14 protein-coding genes are annotated in these 16,433 nt (G+C 71.3%); 11 read left to right on the top strand and 3 right to left on the bottom strand.

Features of this window, described 5'->3' with window-relative positions; translation table 11 throughout:
• Nucleotides 1-76: 76 nt before the first annotated feature.
• The 3 genes from ABZ801_RS00405 to ABZ801_RS00395 all read left to right on the top strand — a co-directional run bounded on the left by ABZ801_RS00405 (nucleotide 77) and on the right by ABZ801_RS00395 (nucleotide 3,329).
• Nucleotides 77-1,342 carry an MFS transporter gene (locus ABZ801_RS00405; protein ID WP_360690688.1) on the top strand — a complete coding sequence of 422 codons (1,266 nt, stop codon included), beginning with the start codon at nucleotides 77-79 and terminating at the stop codon, nucleotides 1,340-1,342.
• Between the two features lie 2 nt (nucleotides 1,343-1,344).
• Complete coding sequence (locus tag ABZ801_RS00400) at nucleotides 1,345-2,229, top strand: SDR family oxidoreductase (protein ID WP_360690685.1); 885 nt, start codon at nucleotides 1,345-1,347, stop codon at nucleotides 2,227-2,229.
• Between the two features lie 170 nt (nucleotides 2,230-2,399).
• A complete protein-coding gene (locus tag ABZ801_RS00395; RefSeq protein ID WP_360690682.1) occupies nucleotides 2,400-3,329 on the top strand; it encodes a superoxide dismutase in 930 nt (309 codons plus the stop codon).
• A gap of 318 nt (nucleotides 3,330-3,647) precedes the next feature.
• Here ABZ801_RS00395 and ABZ801_RS00390 read toward each other — a convergent pair whose 3' ends face one another.
• Nucleotides 3,648-4,325, bottom strand: a complete 678-nt coding sequence (locus tag ABZ801_RS00390; RefSeq protein ID WP_360690679.1) for an HAD family phosphatase — start codon at nucleotides 4,323-4,325, stop codon at nucleotides 3,648-3,650.
• Between the two features lie 230 nt (nucleotides 4,326-4,555).
• Between ABZ801_RS00390 and ABZ801_RS00385 the strand changes: the two genes are divergently transcribed.
• From ABZ801_RS00385 to ABZ801_RS00355, 7 genes are all read left to right on the top strand, one after another.
• Nucleotides 4,556-5,017 carry a hypothetical protein gene (locus ABZ801_RS00385; protein ID WP_360690676.1) on the top strand — a complete coding sequence of 154 codons (462 nt, stop codon included), beginning with the start codon at nucleotides 4,556-4,558 and terminating at the stop codon, nucleotides 5,015-5,017.
• 109 nt (nucleotides 5,018-5,126) lie between these two features.
• Complete coding sequence (locus ABZ801_RS00380; protein ID WP_344941111.1) at nucleotides 5,127-5,501, top strand: phage holin family protein; 375 nt, start codon at nucleotides 5,127-5,129, stop codon at nucleotides 5,499-5,501.
• Nucleotides 5,502-5,682: 181 nt separating this feature from the next.
• Complete coding sequence (locus tag ABZ801_RS00375) at nucleotides 5,683-6,255, top strand: MauE/DoxX family redox-associated membrane protein (RefSeq protein ID WP_360690673.1); 573 nt, start codon at nucleotides 5,683-5,685, stop codon at nucleotides 6,253-6,255.
• Nucleotides 6,256-6,291: 36 nt separating this feature from the next.
• Nucleotides 6,292-6,822 carry a hypothetical protein gene (locus ABZ801_RS00370; RefSeq protein WP_360690670.1) on the top strand — a complete coding sequence of 177 codons (531 nt, stop codon included), beginning with the start codon at nucleotides 6,292-6,294 and terminating at the stop codon, nucleotides 6,820-6,822.
• Nucleotides 6,819-8,684: an ABC transporter ATP-binding protein gene (locus ABZ801_RS00365; protein WP_360690667.1), complete on the top strand. Its 1,866-nt coding sequence runs from the start codon at nucleotides 6,819-6,821 to the stop codon at nucleotides 8,682-8,684. Before ABZ801_RS00370 ends, ABZ801_RS00365 begins: the two co-directional genes overlap by 4 nt.
• A 94-nt stretch (nucleotides 8,685-8,778) precedes the next feature.
• The gene (locus ABZ801_RS00360; RefSeq protein ID WP_360690664.1) at nucleotides 8,779-9,213 is read left to right on the top strand and encodes a S26 family signal peptidase; all 435 of its coding nucleotides are present in this window, start codon (nucleotides 8,779-8,781) and stop codon (nucleotides 9,211-9,213) included.
• A 281-nt stretch (nucleotides 9,214-9,494) separates the two neighbouring features.
• Complete coding sequence (locus ABZ801_RS00355; protein ID WP_360690661.1) at nucleotides 9,495-9,713, top strand: hypothetical protein; 219 nt, start codon at nucleotides 9,495-9,497, stop codon at nucleotides 9,711-9,713.
• 222 nt (nucleotides 9,714-9,935) lie between these two features.
• Here the strand turns inward: ABZ801_RS00355 and ABZ801_RS00350 are convergent, their stop codons facing one another.
• Nucleotides 9,936-11,549 (bottom strand): BTAD domain-containing putative transcriptional regulator, encoded by a 1,614-nt coding sequence (locus tag ABZ801_RS00350; protein WP_360692657.1) that lies wholly within the window; start codon nucleotides 11,547-11,549, stop codon nucleotides 9,936-9,938.
• A gap of 836 nt (nucleotides 11,550-12,385) precedes the next feature.
• On the opposite strand from ABZ801_RS00350, the gene ABZ801_RS00345 reads away from it, so the two are divergent.
• Nucleotides 12,386-13,432, top strand: a complete 1,047-nt coding sequence (locus tag ABZ801_RS00345) for a hypothetical protein (protein WP_360690658.1) — start codon at nucleotides 12,386-12,388, stop codon at nucleotides 13,430-13,432.
• Nucleotides 13,433-13,548: 116 nt separating this feature from the next.
• Here ABZ801_RS00345 and ABZ801_RS00340 read toward each other — a convergent pair whose 3' ends face one another.
• Nucleotides 13,549-16,407 (bottom strand): hypothetical protein, encoded by a 2,859-nt coding sequence (locus tag ABZ801_RS00340; protein ID WP_360690655.1) that lies wholly within the window; start codon nucleotides 16,405-16,407, stop codon nucleotides 13,549-13,551.
• Nucleotides 16,408-16,433 lie beyond the last annotated feature (26 nt).

Below are 16,433 nucleotides of genomic sequence, written 5' to 3'. Positions count from 1 at the left end.
CAATCGTGGTTCACGATCGATCTCATGACAAACATGTGTTGGACTCATTGATCGTCGGTCCTCCAGGCTGGGGGACATGACGGCGACGAGACCTCACGCGGCCGGCGGCATGCCGCGCGGGCTGCTTCTGCTCATGTCGGTGGCGACCGGGTTGGCGGTCGCGGGCAACTACTTCGCGCAGCCGCTGCTCGACCTGATCGGCCGGGAGCTGGGGACCGGGACCTCACTGGCGGCACTGATAGTGACGGCCGCGCAGTGCGGGTACGCGCTGGGGTTGATCCTGCTGGTGCCGCTCGGCGATCTGGTGGACCGGCGCCGGCTGGCGGTGTCGCTGTACGCGGCGACCGCGGTGTTCCTGCTGGTGTCGGCCACCGCGGCCAACGGCACGGTGCTCCTGGCCAGTACGGCCCTGACCGCGCTGACCTCGGTGGGAGCGCAGGTCGTGGTGCCGTTCGCGGCGGCGCTGGCGGACCCGGCCGAGCGTGGCCGGGTGGTCGGCACGGTGATGACCGGGCTCATGCTCGGCCTGTTGCTGGCGCGCACGGCGTCCGGAGTGTTGTCCGAGCTGGGCGGCTGGCGGACGGTCTACTGGGTGAACGCGGCGCTGATGGCGCTGATGGCCGTGCTGCTGCGCGTCTTCCTGCCCCGGCTCGGCGCGGACGGCCCGCGCATGTCCTACTCCGGGCTGCTGCGCTCGACGGTGGCGATGTTCCGGTACGAGCCGTTGCTGCGGTGGCGGGCGGGCATCGCCGCCCTGAGCCTGGCTTCGTTCAGCGTGCTGTGGACGGCGCTGACCTTCCTGCTGGTGCGGCCGCCGTACGGCTGGTCGGAGTCGGCCATCGGCCTGTTCGGCCTGCTCGGCGTCGCCGGTGCGCTGACCGCCACGGTGGCGGGGCGGCTGGCCGACCGCGGGCACGTCCAGATCGTGGCCGGCGCCGGGACGGTCCTGCTGGTGGCGTCCTGGCCGGCCATCGCCGCCGGGGCGCACTCGCTGGTCCTGCTGGTCGTCGGTGTGGTCGTGCTGGACCTGGCGCATCAGGCGGTGCTCAACAGCAGCCAGAACGTCGTCTACGCACTCCGCCCCGAGGCCCGCAACCGGATCAACTCCGCGTTCATGACCACCTTCTTCGTCGGCGGCGCGGCGGGGTCCGCGCTGACCTCGGTGGTCTGGGCGCATGGCGGCTGGTCCGGCGTGTGCGTCCTGGGCGCCGCCCTCTCGGCCGGGACCCTCGTGCTCTGGGTCCTGGAGCGCATCACCGTCAACCGGGCGGCCGGGAAGCGGCCGTCCCCCGGCGTCGTCCGCGACCCCGTCCGTATCCCCGCCACCACCGAAGGAGAATGAGCGTGTCACGCACCGTGCTGATCACCGGAGCCACCGGAACCGTCTCCACCGCACTGATCGACGCGCTGCGAGGGGCCGATGTGGACCTTCGTGCGCTCGTCCGCGACGAGTCCAAGGCCGACGGCCTGCGCGAGCGGGGCGCCGCGGTCTTCGTCGGCGACCTGGATGACGCCCGGTCGCTGCCGCCCGCCTTCGAGGGGGTGCACGACGTGTGGCTGCTCACCCCGAACGGCCCACGCGCTCCGGAGAACAACATGAACGCCGTGTGGGCCGCACGCCAGGCCGGTGCGGAGCGCATCGTGCGCCTGTCCGTCGTCGGCGCGGCGCACGACGCGCCGAACCGCAGCGGCAGGCTGCACGCGCTGTCCGACCTGGAGACCGAACGGTGCGGCATGCGCTGGACGATCCTGCGCCCCCACTGGTTCATGCAGAACCTGCTGAACGAGGCGGGCGACATCTCCGCCACCGGAACGTTCTCGCTGAACATGGCCTCGGCGCGGATCGGCATGATCGACGTACGCGACATCGCCGAGTGCGCCGCCCGCGTGCTCCTCGACCACCCCGACCGCCACCACGGCCGGACGTACACCCTCACCGGCCCGCGCTCGCTGACGTTCGCCGAGGTCGCCGACCAGTTGAGTCGCGCTCTCGGCAGGTCCGTCACGTACCTGCCGGTCAGCGACGACGCCAAGCGCAAGACCCTGCTCGGCTACGGGGTTCCGGAATGGATCGTCGACATGCTGGAGGAGTACGCGCAGGCGTACGTCTCCGGCTGGGGAGACTTCACCACCGACACGGTCGCCGACCTTCTCGGCCACCCCCCGCACGACGTCGCCGACTTCGTCCGCGACCACTCCGACGCGTTCACCCCGCCCGACGGCGCCTGACGCCATGACCCGCTGATCAGCCTCCCGGCACCGCCCGTTGCCCCGGTTCGGCGATATCCGCCGGCTTCTCCGGCCCGCACTGGCGGGATGCCCCGAACCAGTCGCTGCGGCAGGTGTCTGCCAGAGCCACCGCTCCCCCAGAAAAGGAACGCATGATGCGACGTTGGAAAGTGTCCGCAGTACTCGTGCTCGGGCTGGTCACCACGATCAGCGCACCGGCCCATGCGGCCGCCGACCGCCACCACCCCGCTCCGGCGGCGTTCCCGGCCACGATCCGGCTTCCGGACGGGTTCCGCCCCGAGGGCATCGCGACCGGACCCGGCCCGTTCGCCTACTTCAGCTCCATGGCCGACGGCTCCATCTACCGCGCCGACCTGCGCACCGGACGCGGCGCGATCTTCACCCGAGGGCCGGGCACACCCTCCCTCGGCATGAAGATCGACTCGCGCGGACGGCTTTTCGTCGCGGGCGGCACGGGCGGTGACGCGAGGGTCGTCGATGTCCGCACGGGCCGGGTGCTGGCCTCCTACCGGCTGGCCACCGGCCCGGCGTTCGTCAACGACGTCATCCTCACCCAGGGCGCGGCGTGGTTCACCGACTCCACCAACCCGGTGCTCTACAAGCTGCCGCTGCGCGACGGACGGCTGCCCGGCGCCGCGGTGCGGATCCCGCTCACCGGCGACCTGGTGTACGGCGCCGGCTTCAACGCCAACGGCATCACACCGACTCCGGACGGCCGGGGCCTGATCGTCGTGCAGTCGAACACCGGCGGACTGTTCCGCGTCGACTGGTCCGGCGCGACCCGCCGGGTGAACCTGCACGGCGAATCGCTGCCCGAGGGCGACGGCCTGCTGCTGCGCGGCCGGACGTTGTTCGCGGTGCAGAACCGGCTCAATGCGGTGGCCGTCCTGCGGCTGAACGCGGCGGGGACCGAAGGCCGCGTCGTACGGCGGGTGGGTGATCTCCGGTTCGACGTACCGGCGACCGTGGCCGCGTTCGGCTCCCGGCTGTACCTCCCCAACGCCCGCTTCGACACGCCGGCGACCTCGGAGACCTGGTACAACGCGGTCGCCATCCCCGACCCTGAGCGGCGGTCGTGAGCGGTGGCCGGCGTCAGGTGATCACCTCGATCTCCGCCGGGCGCGCGGCGCCGCCGATCGCGGCGGGCCCGAACCGGCCTCACGTCCGTTGATGAGGGCGAGGGCACGGGCGGCACCGCCTACCTGGCCGGCCGCGCCACCGCCCCGCCCGACCTGGACGAACTGCCGGCGGCGGCCAACGTCGGCAGCTCGCTCGGCTGGGAGATCGAACACCGCGACGTCTCGGCCCCCGGCGGGATCAGCCGGACGATCACCGGTTTCCGTGGAGGTGGGCGTCGCGCGCGATCGCCGTCGGTGATGGCTCGTTGAAGGGGCGGTTCAGGGGCGCGGCTTGTCGGCGATCTGGTCGAGCAGGCGCGGGGTGATGGCGTCGAGGTCCCGGGCGACGTGGGAGGCGAGCGCCAGTGCGTCCTCGTCCGGGGGATACCGGGGATGCGGGACGGCGATCACCCGCATGCCCGCCGCGTGGGCCGAGCGCAGGCCGTTGCTGGAGTCCTCGATCGCCGCGCACTCCTCGGCGGGGACGTCCAGCCGCTCGGCCACCGTGAGATAGCCGTCAGGGGCGGGCTTGCCGCGGGCCACCTCCTCGGTGGAGAGCGTGGCGCGAAACAGGTCGCGCACCCCCATCTCGTCGAGCACGTGATCGATCAGAGTGCGCGGGGACGAGCTGCTCACCCCCAGCGGACGGCCGTCCTCGGCCAGCCGCCGCACCACCTCCCGCGCTCCGGGCATGAGCGGCAGGTGCTCGTCGTACCGGCGGATCATCTGGCCGATCACGCCCTCGGCGACCTCGCGCGGCTCCATCCCGCCGATCAGCTCGGTCGCCAGATACCGCGACCACTCCTTGGTGCTCATGCCCATGAGCCGGTCCTGGGTGTCGGGCCGCCACCGCCCGCCGTGGTCGGCGACGTAGCCGCGGCGCACCTCCTCCCACACCGGTTCGGAGTCGACCAGGACGCCGTCGAGATCGAACACGACGGCCCGCAGGACGGACATGGGCGGCACCTCCAGCGACTCACCGATTCCGCGCTGATCGCTACCCCGGCGGGCGACGGTGCAACCCGGTGGTCTCCGAGGGGCGGGACGCGGCACGGCCGGGGAACGGACCGCCGGTTACCCGGCGTGGTCGTCTCCGCTCATTTGCGGACAGAACGCACAAGATCCAAGCGGTCTCTGGCAGGGTGAGAGCCCCCGCCCCGGCTCTGTGGCCGTTGGAGAGGAGAGTCATGGCCTTCCTCGGAATCCTGCTGATCGCCGCCGCTGTCGGCGTCGGCGTCGGCGTCGCGCTGGACAACTCCGGCGACACCACCCTGACCGTCTTCGGCACCGCCGTCCCCGGCGTGAGCAGCCAGTGGCAGGTGTTCTTCGCCGGTGCCCTGTTCGCGGTGGTGCTGGTCATCGGCCTGGTGCTCACGTTCATGGGCACGGCCCGGACGATGCGGACGCGCCGCGAGGTGCGCGCCCTGCGCGAGGAGCACGAGGAGTCGCTCACCACCCTGGAGATGGAGAAGCGCCAGCTCGAACGCGAACTGGCCCGCATCCGCAACAGCGCCGCCGCCTCCGCCGCCCGCCAGGCCCCCGCCCCCGCCCAGGCTCCGGCGCCCGCCCCGGCCCCGGCCCCGGGGCCTCGCTCCGCCGCGCGCTCCCAGGTCACCGCGGCGTCCCCGTTCTTCGACCGCGCCGACTGACCGCTACGGCCGGATGAGCCGCCGGTCGTCCCCAATGGTGAGGCGGCCGTCCGGCGGATCGCCGCACGGAGGGATGACGTCGGTGCGCCGTCCGCGCAGGATGGACGACGTGTCGATTCTCATCAAGACCGGGATCACCGCGGTGGCGCTGGCCGTGGCCGCGCTGGTGCTGGACGGCATCACCGTCACCGGAGACGACACGGGACGTCGAGCCCTCACGCTGGTCGCCGTCGCGGTCATCTTCGGCCTGGTCAACGCCATCATCAAGCCGATCATCAAGACCCTCGGATGCGCGTTCTACGTGCTCACGCTCGGGCTCATCGGGCTCGTGGTGAACGCCCTGCTGCTCCTGCTCACCAGCAAGATCGCCACCGAGATCGACCTGCCCTTCCACGTCGCGGGCTTCTGGGCGGCCTTCTGGGGCGCCATCATCGTCGGCGTCGTCGGCTGGCTCCTCAACCTCTTCGTCGGCGACGACGACTGATCCGTCCCAGCGGTGGATGGTCTCCACCCTGCAGATGAAGGGCCCGCCCAGGAGGGCGGGCCCTTCGGCGTACTCGGCGGGCCGGTGTGCTATTCCCCCATAGCGCGTTTATATCCGATCTATATGCGGCCTGAATAGCCTGCTCGGCAGGGCGTCGACGGCGGCCGAGGGGAGCGCGCAGATGGGATATGTAGCGATAGGGTGCCAATTCCTGGTTGGTGTCGTCTTCGCCATCGCCGCATTGTCGAAGATCCGCGACACGGATTCTTTCGCCGCGTTCGCCGATGCCGTCCGCAAGCTGAACATCGTGCCGGGGAAATGGGTGACCCGCATCGCGGTGGGGACGGTGGCCGGCGAGGCGGTGGTGCCGGTGGCGCTGCTGGCGGCCGTGCCGGCCCGGGGGATCGCCGGCTCGGGAGCCCTGAGCGTGGCCGGCCTGACCGTCGCTCTGCTGTTGCTGCTCGGATTCATCGGAATCATCGCGACCTCGATGCTTCGGGGCGTCCGCGTCTCCTGCCGTTGCTTCGGTGGAGGCGGGGCTGCGATGGGCTGGCGGCACGTTGCCAGGAACACGGTGTTGTCGCTGGTCGCGCTGGTGGCGCTGGGCGCGGAGGCCACGGGTTCCGCGCATCCGGTCGAGGTGGGCGGCGCGGCCCTCGCCGCCGCCATGGGATGCGTGCTCGCGCTGATGGTCGCCTTCCTGGACGACCTCGTCGAGCTGTTCACCGTCGGTCCGAACGTCACAGCCGAATGAGTCCGGCGACCGGGAAAACGAACAAAGGAGGCCCGCATGCCCTACCTCATCGCCCTCGTGGTTTTCCTTGCGCTGCTGTCCACGGTGAATCTGGTGTTCACGCTCGGTGTCGTCCGGCGGCTGCGGGAGCACACCCAGTTGCTGAACGAGAACCAGCGACGTCCCACACCGAGCCTTGCCGGAATGCCGGCCCCGTTCACCGCCGAGACCATGGACGGCCGGACCGTCTCACGTGACTCGCTGACCGCGCCGGTGCTCATCGGATTCCTGTCGACAGGCTGCCGGCCGTGTGAGGAGGCGATGCCGCAGTTCATCGATTACGCGGCGGGCTTTCCCGGGGGCCGCGAACACGTCTTCGCGGTCGTGACCGGGCCTCCAGAGCAGGTGGAGGAGTACCGCAGCCGCCTGGCCGACATCGCCCAAGTGATCAGTGAGCTCCCGGACGGCCCGGTGCAGTCCGCGTTCGCGCTGGACGGCAGTCCGGCCTTCGGCATCCTCGACGACAACCACGTCGTCACCATCAGCACGCGCAAGGTCAGCGATCTTCCGGCCGCCGTTCCCGCATGATGGGGGTCCTGGGGCGGCTCGCCGGCCTGAGGCGTATCCGGGCGGAGTTCGGCGACGCTCCGGCCGCGCTCCTGCTGGCGCTGCGGGCCGCCCCCGCGCATGTCGCACTCTGCGTCGTGGCGGGACTGGCCGCCGGGGGAACGCCCGTCGCCACCGCGTGGCTGACCAAGGTCATGCTCGACCGGATCGCGGCCGGGGTACCGGACGGCCTGGCGTCTCTGACGGCCGTGGCCGCCGGGCTGGCCGCCGTGGGGGCCGCCGCGGCGGTGCTGCCGCACCTGTCGGCGTACGCCTCGGCGGAGACCAGCCGCAGGTTGAAGCTGACCACCCAGGACCGGCTCTACGCCAAGGTCGGCGGGCTTCCGGGGATGGCGCGGCTGGAGGATCCCGCCTTCCACGACCGCCTCATGCTCGCCCAGCAGTCGGGGAGCGACAGCCCGTCGCGCGTACTCGGCGGCGTTCTCGGTCTGCTGCAGGCGATGCTGACACTGGGGGGCTTCTTCGGCACCCTCCTGGTGCTGGCTCCCACCATGGCCGTCGTCGTGGTGATCGCCGTCGTCCCGGTGCTGGTCGCCGAGCGGGCGCTGAACCATCGCCGTGCCGCCCTGTTCTGGCGGTTGGGGCCGTCCGAGCGACGCGAACTCTTCTACGCGCACCTGCTGCGCGACGTGCAGGCGGCCAAGGAGATCAGGCTCTTCGGTGTCGCCGACTATCTGCGCGGCAAGATGCTCACCGAACTGACCTCCATCAACACGGCGCGGCGGCGCCTGGACCAGAAGGCGCTGGGGGTTCAGGGCGGGCTGTCGCTGCTGTCGGCCACGGTGGCGGGCGGTGGCCTGATCTGGGCGGTGCACGCCGTCGCGAGCGGGCGGCTCAGCGTCGGCGACGTGGCGATGTTCGTCGCGGCGGTGTCCGGCACCCAGAGCGCGCTGGCCAACGCGGTCAAGAGCCTGTCGACGGCCCACGAGGCGCTCCTGGTGTTCGGCCACTACCGGGCGGTGATCGGCACCCCGCCCGATCTTCGCGTCGCCGAACGCGTCCGTCCGGTTCCGCCGCTCCGTGAGGGCATCGAACTGCAGAACGTCTGGTTCCGCTACGGGGACGACCGGCCGTGGGTGCTGCGCGGGGTCGACCTGGTGATCCCGGCCGGCCGGACCCTGGCCCTGGTGGGGCACAACGGCGCGGGAAAGTCCACTCTGATCAAGCTGCTGTGCCGCCTCTACGATCCCACGATCGGCACCATTCGCTGGGACGGCATCGACGTCTGCGAGTTCGATCCGGCCGAGTTCCGCCGGCACCTCAGCACGGTATTCCAGGACTACATGTGCTACGACCTCAGCGTAAAAGAGAACATAGGCATCGGCGATCTGTCGGTTTCGGATGATCAGCCGCAACTCGAGAACGCCGCCCGGAGGGCCGGTGCGCACGATTACATCGCGGCACTGCCGCGCGGTTACGACACCTTCCTCAGCCGCATGTTCCCCGACGCCGACGCCGATGAGGACGGGGAGGCCGCCGGGGTGCTGTTGTCCGGTGGACAGTGGCAGCGCCTCGCGGTGGCCCGTGCCTTCCTGCGCGATCGGCCGGACCTTTTGATCCTGGACGAGCCGAGCGCCGGGCTGGACGCCGAGGCCGAATACGAGCTGCACATGCGGCTGAAGGACTATCGGGCCGGCCGGACGAGTCTTCTGGTCTCCCATCGGCTCGGGGTGCTGCGCGACGCCGACTCGATCGTGGTCCTCGACGACGGGCGCATCACCGAGACGGGAACGCATGCGGACCTGCTCGCTCGCGATGGCGTGTACGCGCGTCTGTTCCGGCTGCAGTCCCAGGGATATCGGGAAGAAGTGTCGACGGCGTGAAACACGCTGGCCGAACGGCTCATCCCTGAGCGGGAGAAAAATGATGAAAGCGGTTCTCCTGTCATCGCTCGGTGCACTGTCCGTCGTCGGCGCCATGGTGTGGCTGAGGCGCAGGTATCTGGTCGTCGACGTCGTCGGGTCCAGCATGGAACCCACGTTCCGCCCCGGCCAGCAGGTCGTCGCGCGCCGGGTTCAGGGAAGGCGGGTCCGGGCCGACGACGTGGTGGTGGTGCGGGACATCGACGGCATCGGGCCGCCCGGAGCGCCTGACGTGGACGACAAGCTGCTGCGTTACGCACCATGCCTGATCAAACGGGTGGTGGCGCGTTCCGGCGACCCCGTTCCCCGGGATCTGATCCCCGCGTTGCGGGACGTCACCGAGCCGGTGGTCCCCGAGGGGCGCATCGTCCTCGCCGGTGACAACGCCGTCGCCAGCTACGACTCCCGCAAGCATGGCTACTACCTGGAAAAGCAGGTCATCGGCAAAGTCGTTCGTCCGGGTCGGAGCGTCCTCGGCGAGGAATGTTGACGGCGGACCCCTGATTCCCCGAATCTGGCGCGTCACTCATCGTCACATCCGCCTGACGTGGCGCCGAAGAACGGTCGACTGCCCGGCTCCAACCTGATCGCTCAGGGGGGCCGGGCAGTCGCCTGTGCAGGGGTTGGGGCGGAGTTTCACAACACACTCCCAGTACAAGACGCAGGCCGCGCCACGGCCGCCGGCGGCGTTTATATGGCTCATCTATGTGAATTTTATGTCAAGTGATTAGCGTTTTCTCTGAAAGGTTTCACCGAGCGAAGGGAACGGCCATGGTGAAACAGCTCGAAAGGCTGGGCGAGCGCCTGGTGGGCAAGGTGGCGCCGGCGGTCACCGCGAAGGCGGCGGCGGACGCCTGCGTCAACGAGTACTGCTGCTGCGTCAGCGGATGCACGCTTCCGTGGCAGAACAAGATCCGGTACAACGTCGTCTGCAACGGTGTGTACACGGGCGACTACTGGTACACCTCCTGCGGCGCCTGCTCCGCCTGACGTCCGGCAGGGCTCCTCGCTCACGGGGGCGTGCGGCCCGCGGGCCGCACGTCTGGTGATCCATCTCGATGAGGCCGCCCGGCCGTCCGCTGGCACGGAGCGGACGGCCGGGCGGCCTCCCTTGTGCGGTCCGCGGAACCGGAACGTCCCGTCCATCGCCCCCGCAGGGATGGACGCCCGTTCCCGTGGTCCCGCGTCATCGCACCGAGGGCCGTCCGGTCGTCATGGCGACGCGAGACCGGACGGGTCTCCGAGGAGCCTGATCAGCGGAGCCGGCCGATAGCCGTCGGGCGGTACGCGTTCGACGAGTTGCTCGTCGCAGAGGAGGTCGAGTGCCTTGCCGGCCCGCGCGGGACATCCACCGGACGCCGCCGCGGCCGCCGCGGCCGTGATTTCGGTGTCGCCGAGCTTGCCCAGGTGGGAAAGCATCTGGGCGGCCTCCGGGTCGTCGCAGGCCAACCGCTCGTACGCGGCGCCCAGTCGCCGGCTCACGCCCGGGTCGCCGTACCGGCGCAGGATCCGGGAGGGATCGTCGGCGAACTCGGCGAGGACGCCGCGCAGGGGCGTGTCAGGGCGCGTCGACAGCAGCGCCCCCACGGCCCGCAGGGCGAACGGCAGATGATCGCACCGTGCCGCGAGCTCGGCCGCGGCGTCGGGCTCGGTCCTGACGCGTTCGTCGCCCGCGAAGGCCGCCAGTAGGGCGACGGAGTCCGGTGGCCGCATGACGCCGAGCCGATGAAGGTCGGCGTGATCGAGGGTCAGTGCCCGTCGGCTGGTGACCAGCACGGCGCAACCCGGCCCCGCCGGGAGCAGCGGGGCGACCTGCGATTCGTGGACGACGTTGTCGAGGAGGATCAGCAGCCGCAGCCGGGAGGTCAGCGAGCGGAACCGGGGCATGGCCTCGGCCGGACCGCTGACGGCGGACGCGCGCGGATCCCCGAGCTCCCGCAGGAACCAGGTGATGACCCGGTCCGCGGTCCTCGGCTCGCCGTGGGAGGGGTCGTCCAGGTCGGCGTAGAGCTGCCCGTCCGGGAAACAGGACGCGATCAGGTGCGCCGCGTGCAGTGCCAGCGCCGACTTTCCCACTCCGAATGTTCCGTACACGACCCTGATCAGTGGGACTTCACGATCGTCCGACACGTCCGCGACCAGCGTGTCGACCTCCCGCTCCCGTCCGGTGAAGCGGCTGTCCAGCGGGAGCTGCCTGGGCGGCCGCCAGTTCGGCTCGTCGACGTGGACGGCGCCCGGCGGCCGGGCGGCATGGATCTCCGGACGGACGCCCGCGGTCACGAGATCCGGGTCGCGTTGCAGGACGGCGTGATGGATGTCCCGCAGTTCCGCGCCGGGCTCGATGCCGAGGAGATCCACCAGGGCCGCGCGGGCCTCCCCGAACGCCCTGAGGGCGCCCGCCGTGTCGCCCAGGCCGTACAGGGCGCGCATGAGCAGGCCCCAGGACCGTTCGCGTAGGGGCGCCTCCCCCAGGAGGTGCCTGAGATGGCGCGCGGCCTCCGCGTAGCCGCCCACGGTGAGTTCGGCCGTGATCAGATCCTCCATCATGGTCAGACGCTGTTCGTTCAGCGCGGTCAGGCGTGCGGCAAGCGCCCGGCCGCAGTCCAGGCCGTGCCCCACCGGGCCCCGGTTGAGCGCGATGGCAGCGGTCACGCACTCCAGGGCCGCGGCGGCATCCCCACGGGAGGCCGCCAGCGTCGCCTGCGTGGTGAGTTCCTCCATACGGTGAAGATCGATTCGTGTCTGATCCACGGTGATCTCGTAGCCACCCCTCTTCGTGGTGATCAGGCAGTCGTCGACAGGACGGAGTGCGCGGCGGATCGACATCGCGTAATTGCGGATGTTCGCCGTCGCCGACGCGCAGGGCTCGTCGTCCCATATCGCCTCGGCGAGCCAGTCGAGGGAGACGAAACCGTTGTGGTTGATCAGGAGCGCGAGCAGAAAGGTTCTCTGCTTCGGTCCACCTAGGTGAATGGGCGTTCTGTTGTGGTGGATCTCCAGTTGCCCCATGATCCTGAAGTTCGGCAGTCGGCGGGGCGGCGGCTGTTTCATGGTGACCCTCGGTTGTGTCGATGCCGCGCACGGGATCGCGGGCGGTGGAGGAGCGCCCCCGGATCCACCGCGGTGTGCAGGTCGTGATCAGCGGTCGTCGGCAGGTGCGGGCGTGCGCGAGGTCGCCGGAGAGCCCATGACCGTCGGCGGGGGCGGGTTGGACGTGCGGTATCGCGGCCTGAGCCGGCCTCGGGCACGGTCGGGCTGACGGTCCGGCCGCAGGCGGAGACCGAACCGACCATGCGGGGGCCGAGGCGCCGGCCGCAGAAGCCTGGTCACGCTACGTGCTGTTCGCAGAATTGATTCCGCGGCTACCGGAGTACACCAAATAATGGATGGCCGGAGCCAATTCTCCAATGTGTTCCGGGACGGGCGGAACAGATTGAGACAGGAACGGGCGAAGCCGCGGGCCCGATGGCGCCGACGGCAGGACGTACCCGCATTCTCTCTCCCGGGTGGGCGACACTCGATCTTCCGGCCGATTCAGGATGTTGCTGTGGGCTGGCTCACATGGCAAGATCCATGCTGTCTGGGTTTGACCGGATCTGTCCGGGCAGGTCAAGACCCCGGACGTCTTATTGATCTTGGTGTGCGGCTGGCTGTGGAGGCTCATGTCCGGCGAGGGCATTCCCGTTCCCGAGCATGCGGATACGGCGGCGGAGTTCGTCGGTGATATGCGTCGGCTCAAGTCCTGGTCGGGCTTGACGTTTCGGCAGTTGGAGAGCCGGGCGGCGGCGATGGGGGATGTACTTCCCCGCAGCACGCTGGTGGAGGCGCTGAGGCGTGAGCGCCTCCCCCGAGAGGAACTGCTGGCCGCCTTCGTGCGTGCGTGCGGAGGCGGGCCGGACACCGTCGCCCAATGGCTGACGATCCGCAGGCGGCTCGCGGTGACTGACACGGACCGCACGCGCGAGGCTCCGCCCGCTTCCCAGGTCCCTGCTTCCTGGCAGAGACCGGACGCGGAGCTCACCCCCGACAGCCGCCCCACTCCGGCGCCGCCGGCCCCCGTGTCTCCGGCCGCCCCCAGTGCCGCCCGTCCGCCACGATCGAACGAGCGTCCCGTTCGGGCGGCGGTACGGCTGGGCGCGGCGATCGTGATCACCGCTTCCCTGTCCACCGGCGGCGATGTCCATGCCCGAGCGGACAAAGGACCGTCCTCGCCGCCCGGCCGTCAGTCTGCGGACACCCGTCACCAGGCCGCCGGGCCGATGCCGTCCGGTCGCTACAAGATCCGGTCGGCGCGCTCCGGCCTCTGCCTGTCGGAAGAAGGATCCGGCTCCAGCGGCCAGATCTTCCAACTGCCCTGTGAGGCGGCATTCCCTCCGCTGGCGTTGCAGGCCCAGCCCGACGGGACGTACCTCGTCATCCCCAACCATCCGGAGAAGGGGCCGGGATGCATGGGGATCAGAAACGCCTCCACAGACCCCGGCGCGATGGTCTACAACGACTTCTGCGGGGACCGGGGCGCGAACGTCGGCGGCGACCGATTCTGGGTGAAACCGGTCACCACGCCAACATCCGGATTCCGGATAAGCCCGGCCCACAGCCGGCTGTGTCTAGGATTCGCCAGCGGCCGAGCCGGAGCAGGGGCGCCTTTGCTCCAGCAGCCCTGCGATCCCGAAGCGCCCCATCAGGTGTTCCACCTCATCCCCTCATGACGAGCCGGCGCCCTCTGCGCGGCCGGGCACATATGCGGCGGGACGGTGCCACCGAGATCACAATGCCGGTCGGCGCGCTGTGCCCTTGCGGGCCATGTTGACCACGCGGACGCACCTCATCGCTGGACGTCGCGATCGGCCGCCTGCTCACCCTGTTCGTCGACGACTGATCCGTGCTCGCCCAAAGGACGAGTGTCCCCGGCCGGACGCGCGTCGGCCTCATCCTCGGGGTCGGCCACAGGCGTGGTGATGTCGGCTGCGACGGGCGGTTCGGCGTCGTCATCGGCCTGCGCGGCGGCGGGGTCCACCTCGGCGGAGGGCTGGGGGGCGGGCGCGGACATGGTCACGTCTGCGCGGGTGGTGTCGGGCGGGAGGTCGTCCGCGAGGGTGGGCATGGCCATGGTCGCCTCAGCGGGAGCGGGCTCCACCTGGGCGGTGGCCCCGGCGTCGGGTGTGGGCTCGGCCTCGGCGGGGGTGGAGGTGGGTAGGGGCATGGTCGCGTCTGCGGGCGCGGTCGCCTGCTCCGTGGCGGCCTCGACATCGCTGGTGGGCTGCGGCTCGTCCTTAGCAGCGGGTTCGGCCTCTGGCGTGGGGACGGCGGGAGGGTCGGTTGTGGGGGTGGCGCTGGGCGGGAGGTCGTCCGTGGGGGTGGCCTCGGTGGCGTCTGCGGAGGTGGGGGTGGGTTCGGGGTCGGCCGGGGTGTTGACGGTTGGGACGGGCATGGTCGCTGCGGCCGGGGACGGGGTTTCCGGCGGGGTGATGGGGGCCGGGGTGGGGCGGCGGTGGAGTTTGTGGGGGGCTTGTTCTGCGGAGCGGGTGAAGGGGGTTCCCGGCAGGGTGGGGTCGTCCGTGTGTTCCGGGGGGCGGGTGGGGTCGCCTAGGAGGATCCAGTTGCGGGTGCGGACGGCGCCTACCAGGAACTGGGCGTCGGTGATGGCTTCGGCGCCGGTGACGATGAGGGTGTCGTACTCGGCGGACGGGGGGAGGGGGGCGGCTGCGGCGGCGAGTGGGGTGGCGCAGACGAGGTCGGCGGTGCGCAGGAGGATGTCGGCGGTCTCGCCGGAGGCGTCGTGGGCGCCCGCCTCCAGGTAGCCGGTGAGCTGCTCGATCCGTTCCATGGCGCGGCGCTGGTGGGTTTCGAGTTGGCCGGGGGTGGCGTCGGCGGGGTCGGTGCCGCAGAAGTCCTGGACGTTCTCGCGGGTGCGTCGGGCGGTCTCCTCGGCGGACGCCAGTTCGGCGGAGCGGGTGGCCTGTTCCTGTTCGGTGGCCGATTCGAGGTCGGCCAGTTCGGCTTCGGCCTCGGCCAGGCGCTGCGCCGCGGTCGCCGCCAGGGTGCGGCTGCGTTCGCCCGCGGCCTGGGCCTCCTGGCGGGCGGTGCGGGCGGCCGCGAGGCGTTCCTCGATCAGGCGGACGGTCTGGTGCGCGTGCCGGGCCGCGCCGGACGCCTGGGTGGCCCGGTCGACGGCCTCGGCGGCCTCGCGGGCGCGTTCGCGGTACTCGCCGGCGGCGGTCTCGCGTTCGGCCGTCAACCGGATGATCTCGGCGTCGAAGCTCTGCTGGGCCTGGCGGGCGGCGGTCAGTCCGGCGCCGCCCTCGTTGACGAACCGGATCAGCCCCGAGCGGCGCAGTTCCGCCTGCTCGGCGGCCTGCTTGGCCTCGGCCGCGCGCAGGGCGGCGTCGTCGGCCTCGCGCTTGCGGGCCTTGGCCTCGGCGCGCAGGTCGCGCAGGTCGGGCGGCGGGGCGGCGACGTGCAGGCGCTGGCCGAGGGTCATGGTGCGGCGCCGTGCCGACAGCGCCGACTCGGCGGAGACGGCCCGGTAGTAGGCGGCGTGGGCCACGGCGGCGGCGTCGGCGGAGGCGGCCTGGAGCCGTTCGGCCTCGGCGGTGGCGACGGGCAGGTCCTGGCGCGCCTTCTCGAGCTGCCCCGCGAGGGTGGTCTCCTGCTCGCGGGCGGCCTGGAGTTCGGTGCGCGCGTGGGCGAGCCGGGCGTCGATCTGGGCGCAACGGGCCTGGGCGGCGTCGGCGGCCTCGGAGAGGCGGTTGGCTTCGGACGCCGCCGCGTCCGCCGCGGCCTGGAGACGTTGCGCCTCGGCGCGCGGCTCGGCCAGCTCGGCGGTGATGCGGTCGAGTTCGGCGGCGAGCCGTTCGTCCTCGCGGTCGGCCTCGGTGACGGCCTGTTCGGCCGCGCCGACGGCGGTCCGCAGCTCGTCGATGCGGGAGCTCAGGTCGGTGCGCCGGGCGTCGGTTTCGGCGCGGCGGCGCCGGTCCTCGGTGCGGAGGGATTCGAGGGCGGCGGCGTCCCGTGGCCACTGCTCCATCCACACCAGGCCGCGGCGCAGGAAGCGCACCTCGGTCTGCCACGCCTGCCGCCACGCCTCCCCGACCGGGCGGATGGTCGCGGCGCGCACGGTCGTCTCGGGCGCCGGAGGTTCGCCGGACGGCACGTCGTCCACGGGGAGCAGGGGCCTGGTGCCGGTCGTGTCGGCGAGGTTCTCCTCGGTGGCGGGCGTCAGCGGGAGCGTCCCGGTCGATCCCTGCGGCTCCGGCACGGCGACCGTGTCGAGCTGGACGACGAATGTGGCGTGGTCGTCGGCGAAGCCGCCCGTGATCTGCTCGACATCGTCGGCCGTGGGCGCCAGCAGGAGGACGCGTTCCCCTCGGGAGAGCAGGGGCTTGACGATCTCGTGCGCGGCCTCGGCGGCGTCCCGCGTCACCTCGATCAGCTTGACGCTGGACGTGTCGAGGGACGCCGGGTCGACCAGCAGGCGCGCCAGTTCGTCCCAGTCGCCGACGACGCGTCGCTCACGGAAGGCGCGCAGCACGTCGACGTACGGGGTCCAGCCCACCGGGCGCACGCCCGTGGCCGAGGGACGCACCTGGTCCTCCAGCCGCTCGTACGCCTCGGTGAGCGGTCCGTAGGTCTCCTCGACGGCCGCGCGCAGCCGTTCGGCCGGCGGACTGTCGTCGTTGGTCACGCTGCCCTGTCCTGACTGCTCCACCG

The sequence above is a fragment of the Actinomadura sp. NPDC047616 genome (genome assembly GCF_040642915.1).
Taxonomy (GTDB): Bacteria; Actinomycetota; Actinomycetes; order Streptosporangiales; family Streptosporangiaceae; genus Spirillospora; species Spirillospora miaoliensis.
The sequence above is the reverse complement of the archived record's forward strand: the minus strand, read 5'-3'. Positions and strand labels throughout refer to the sequence as shown.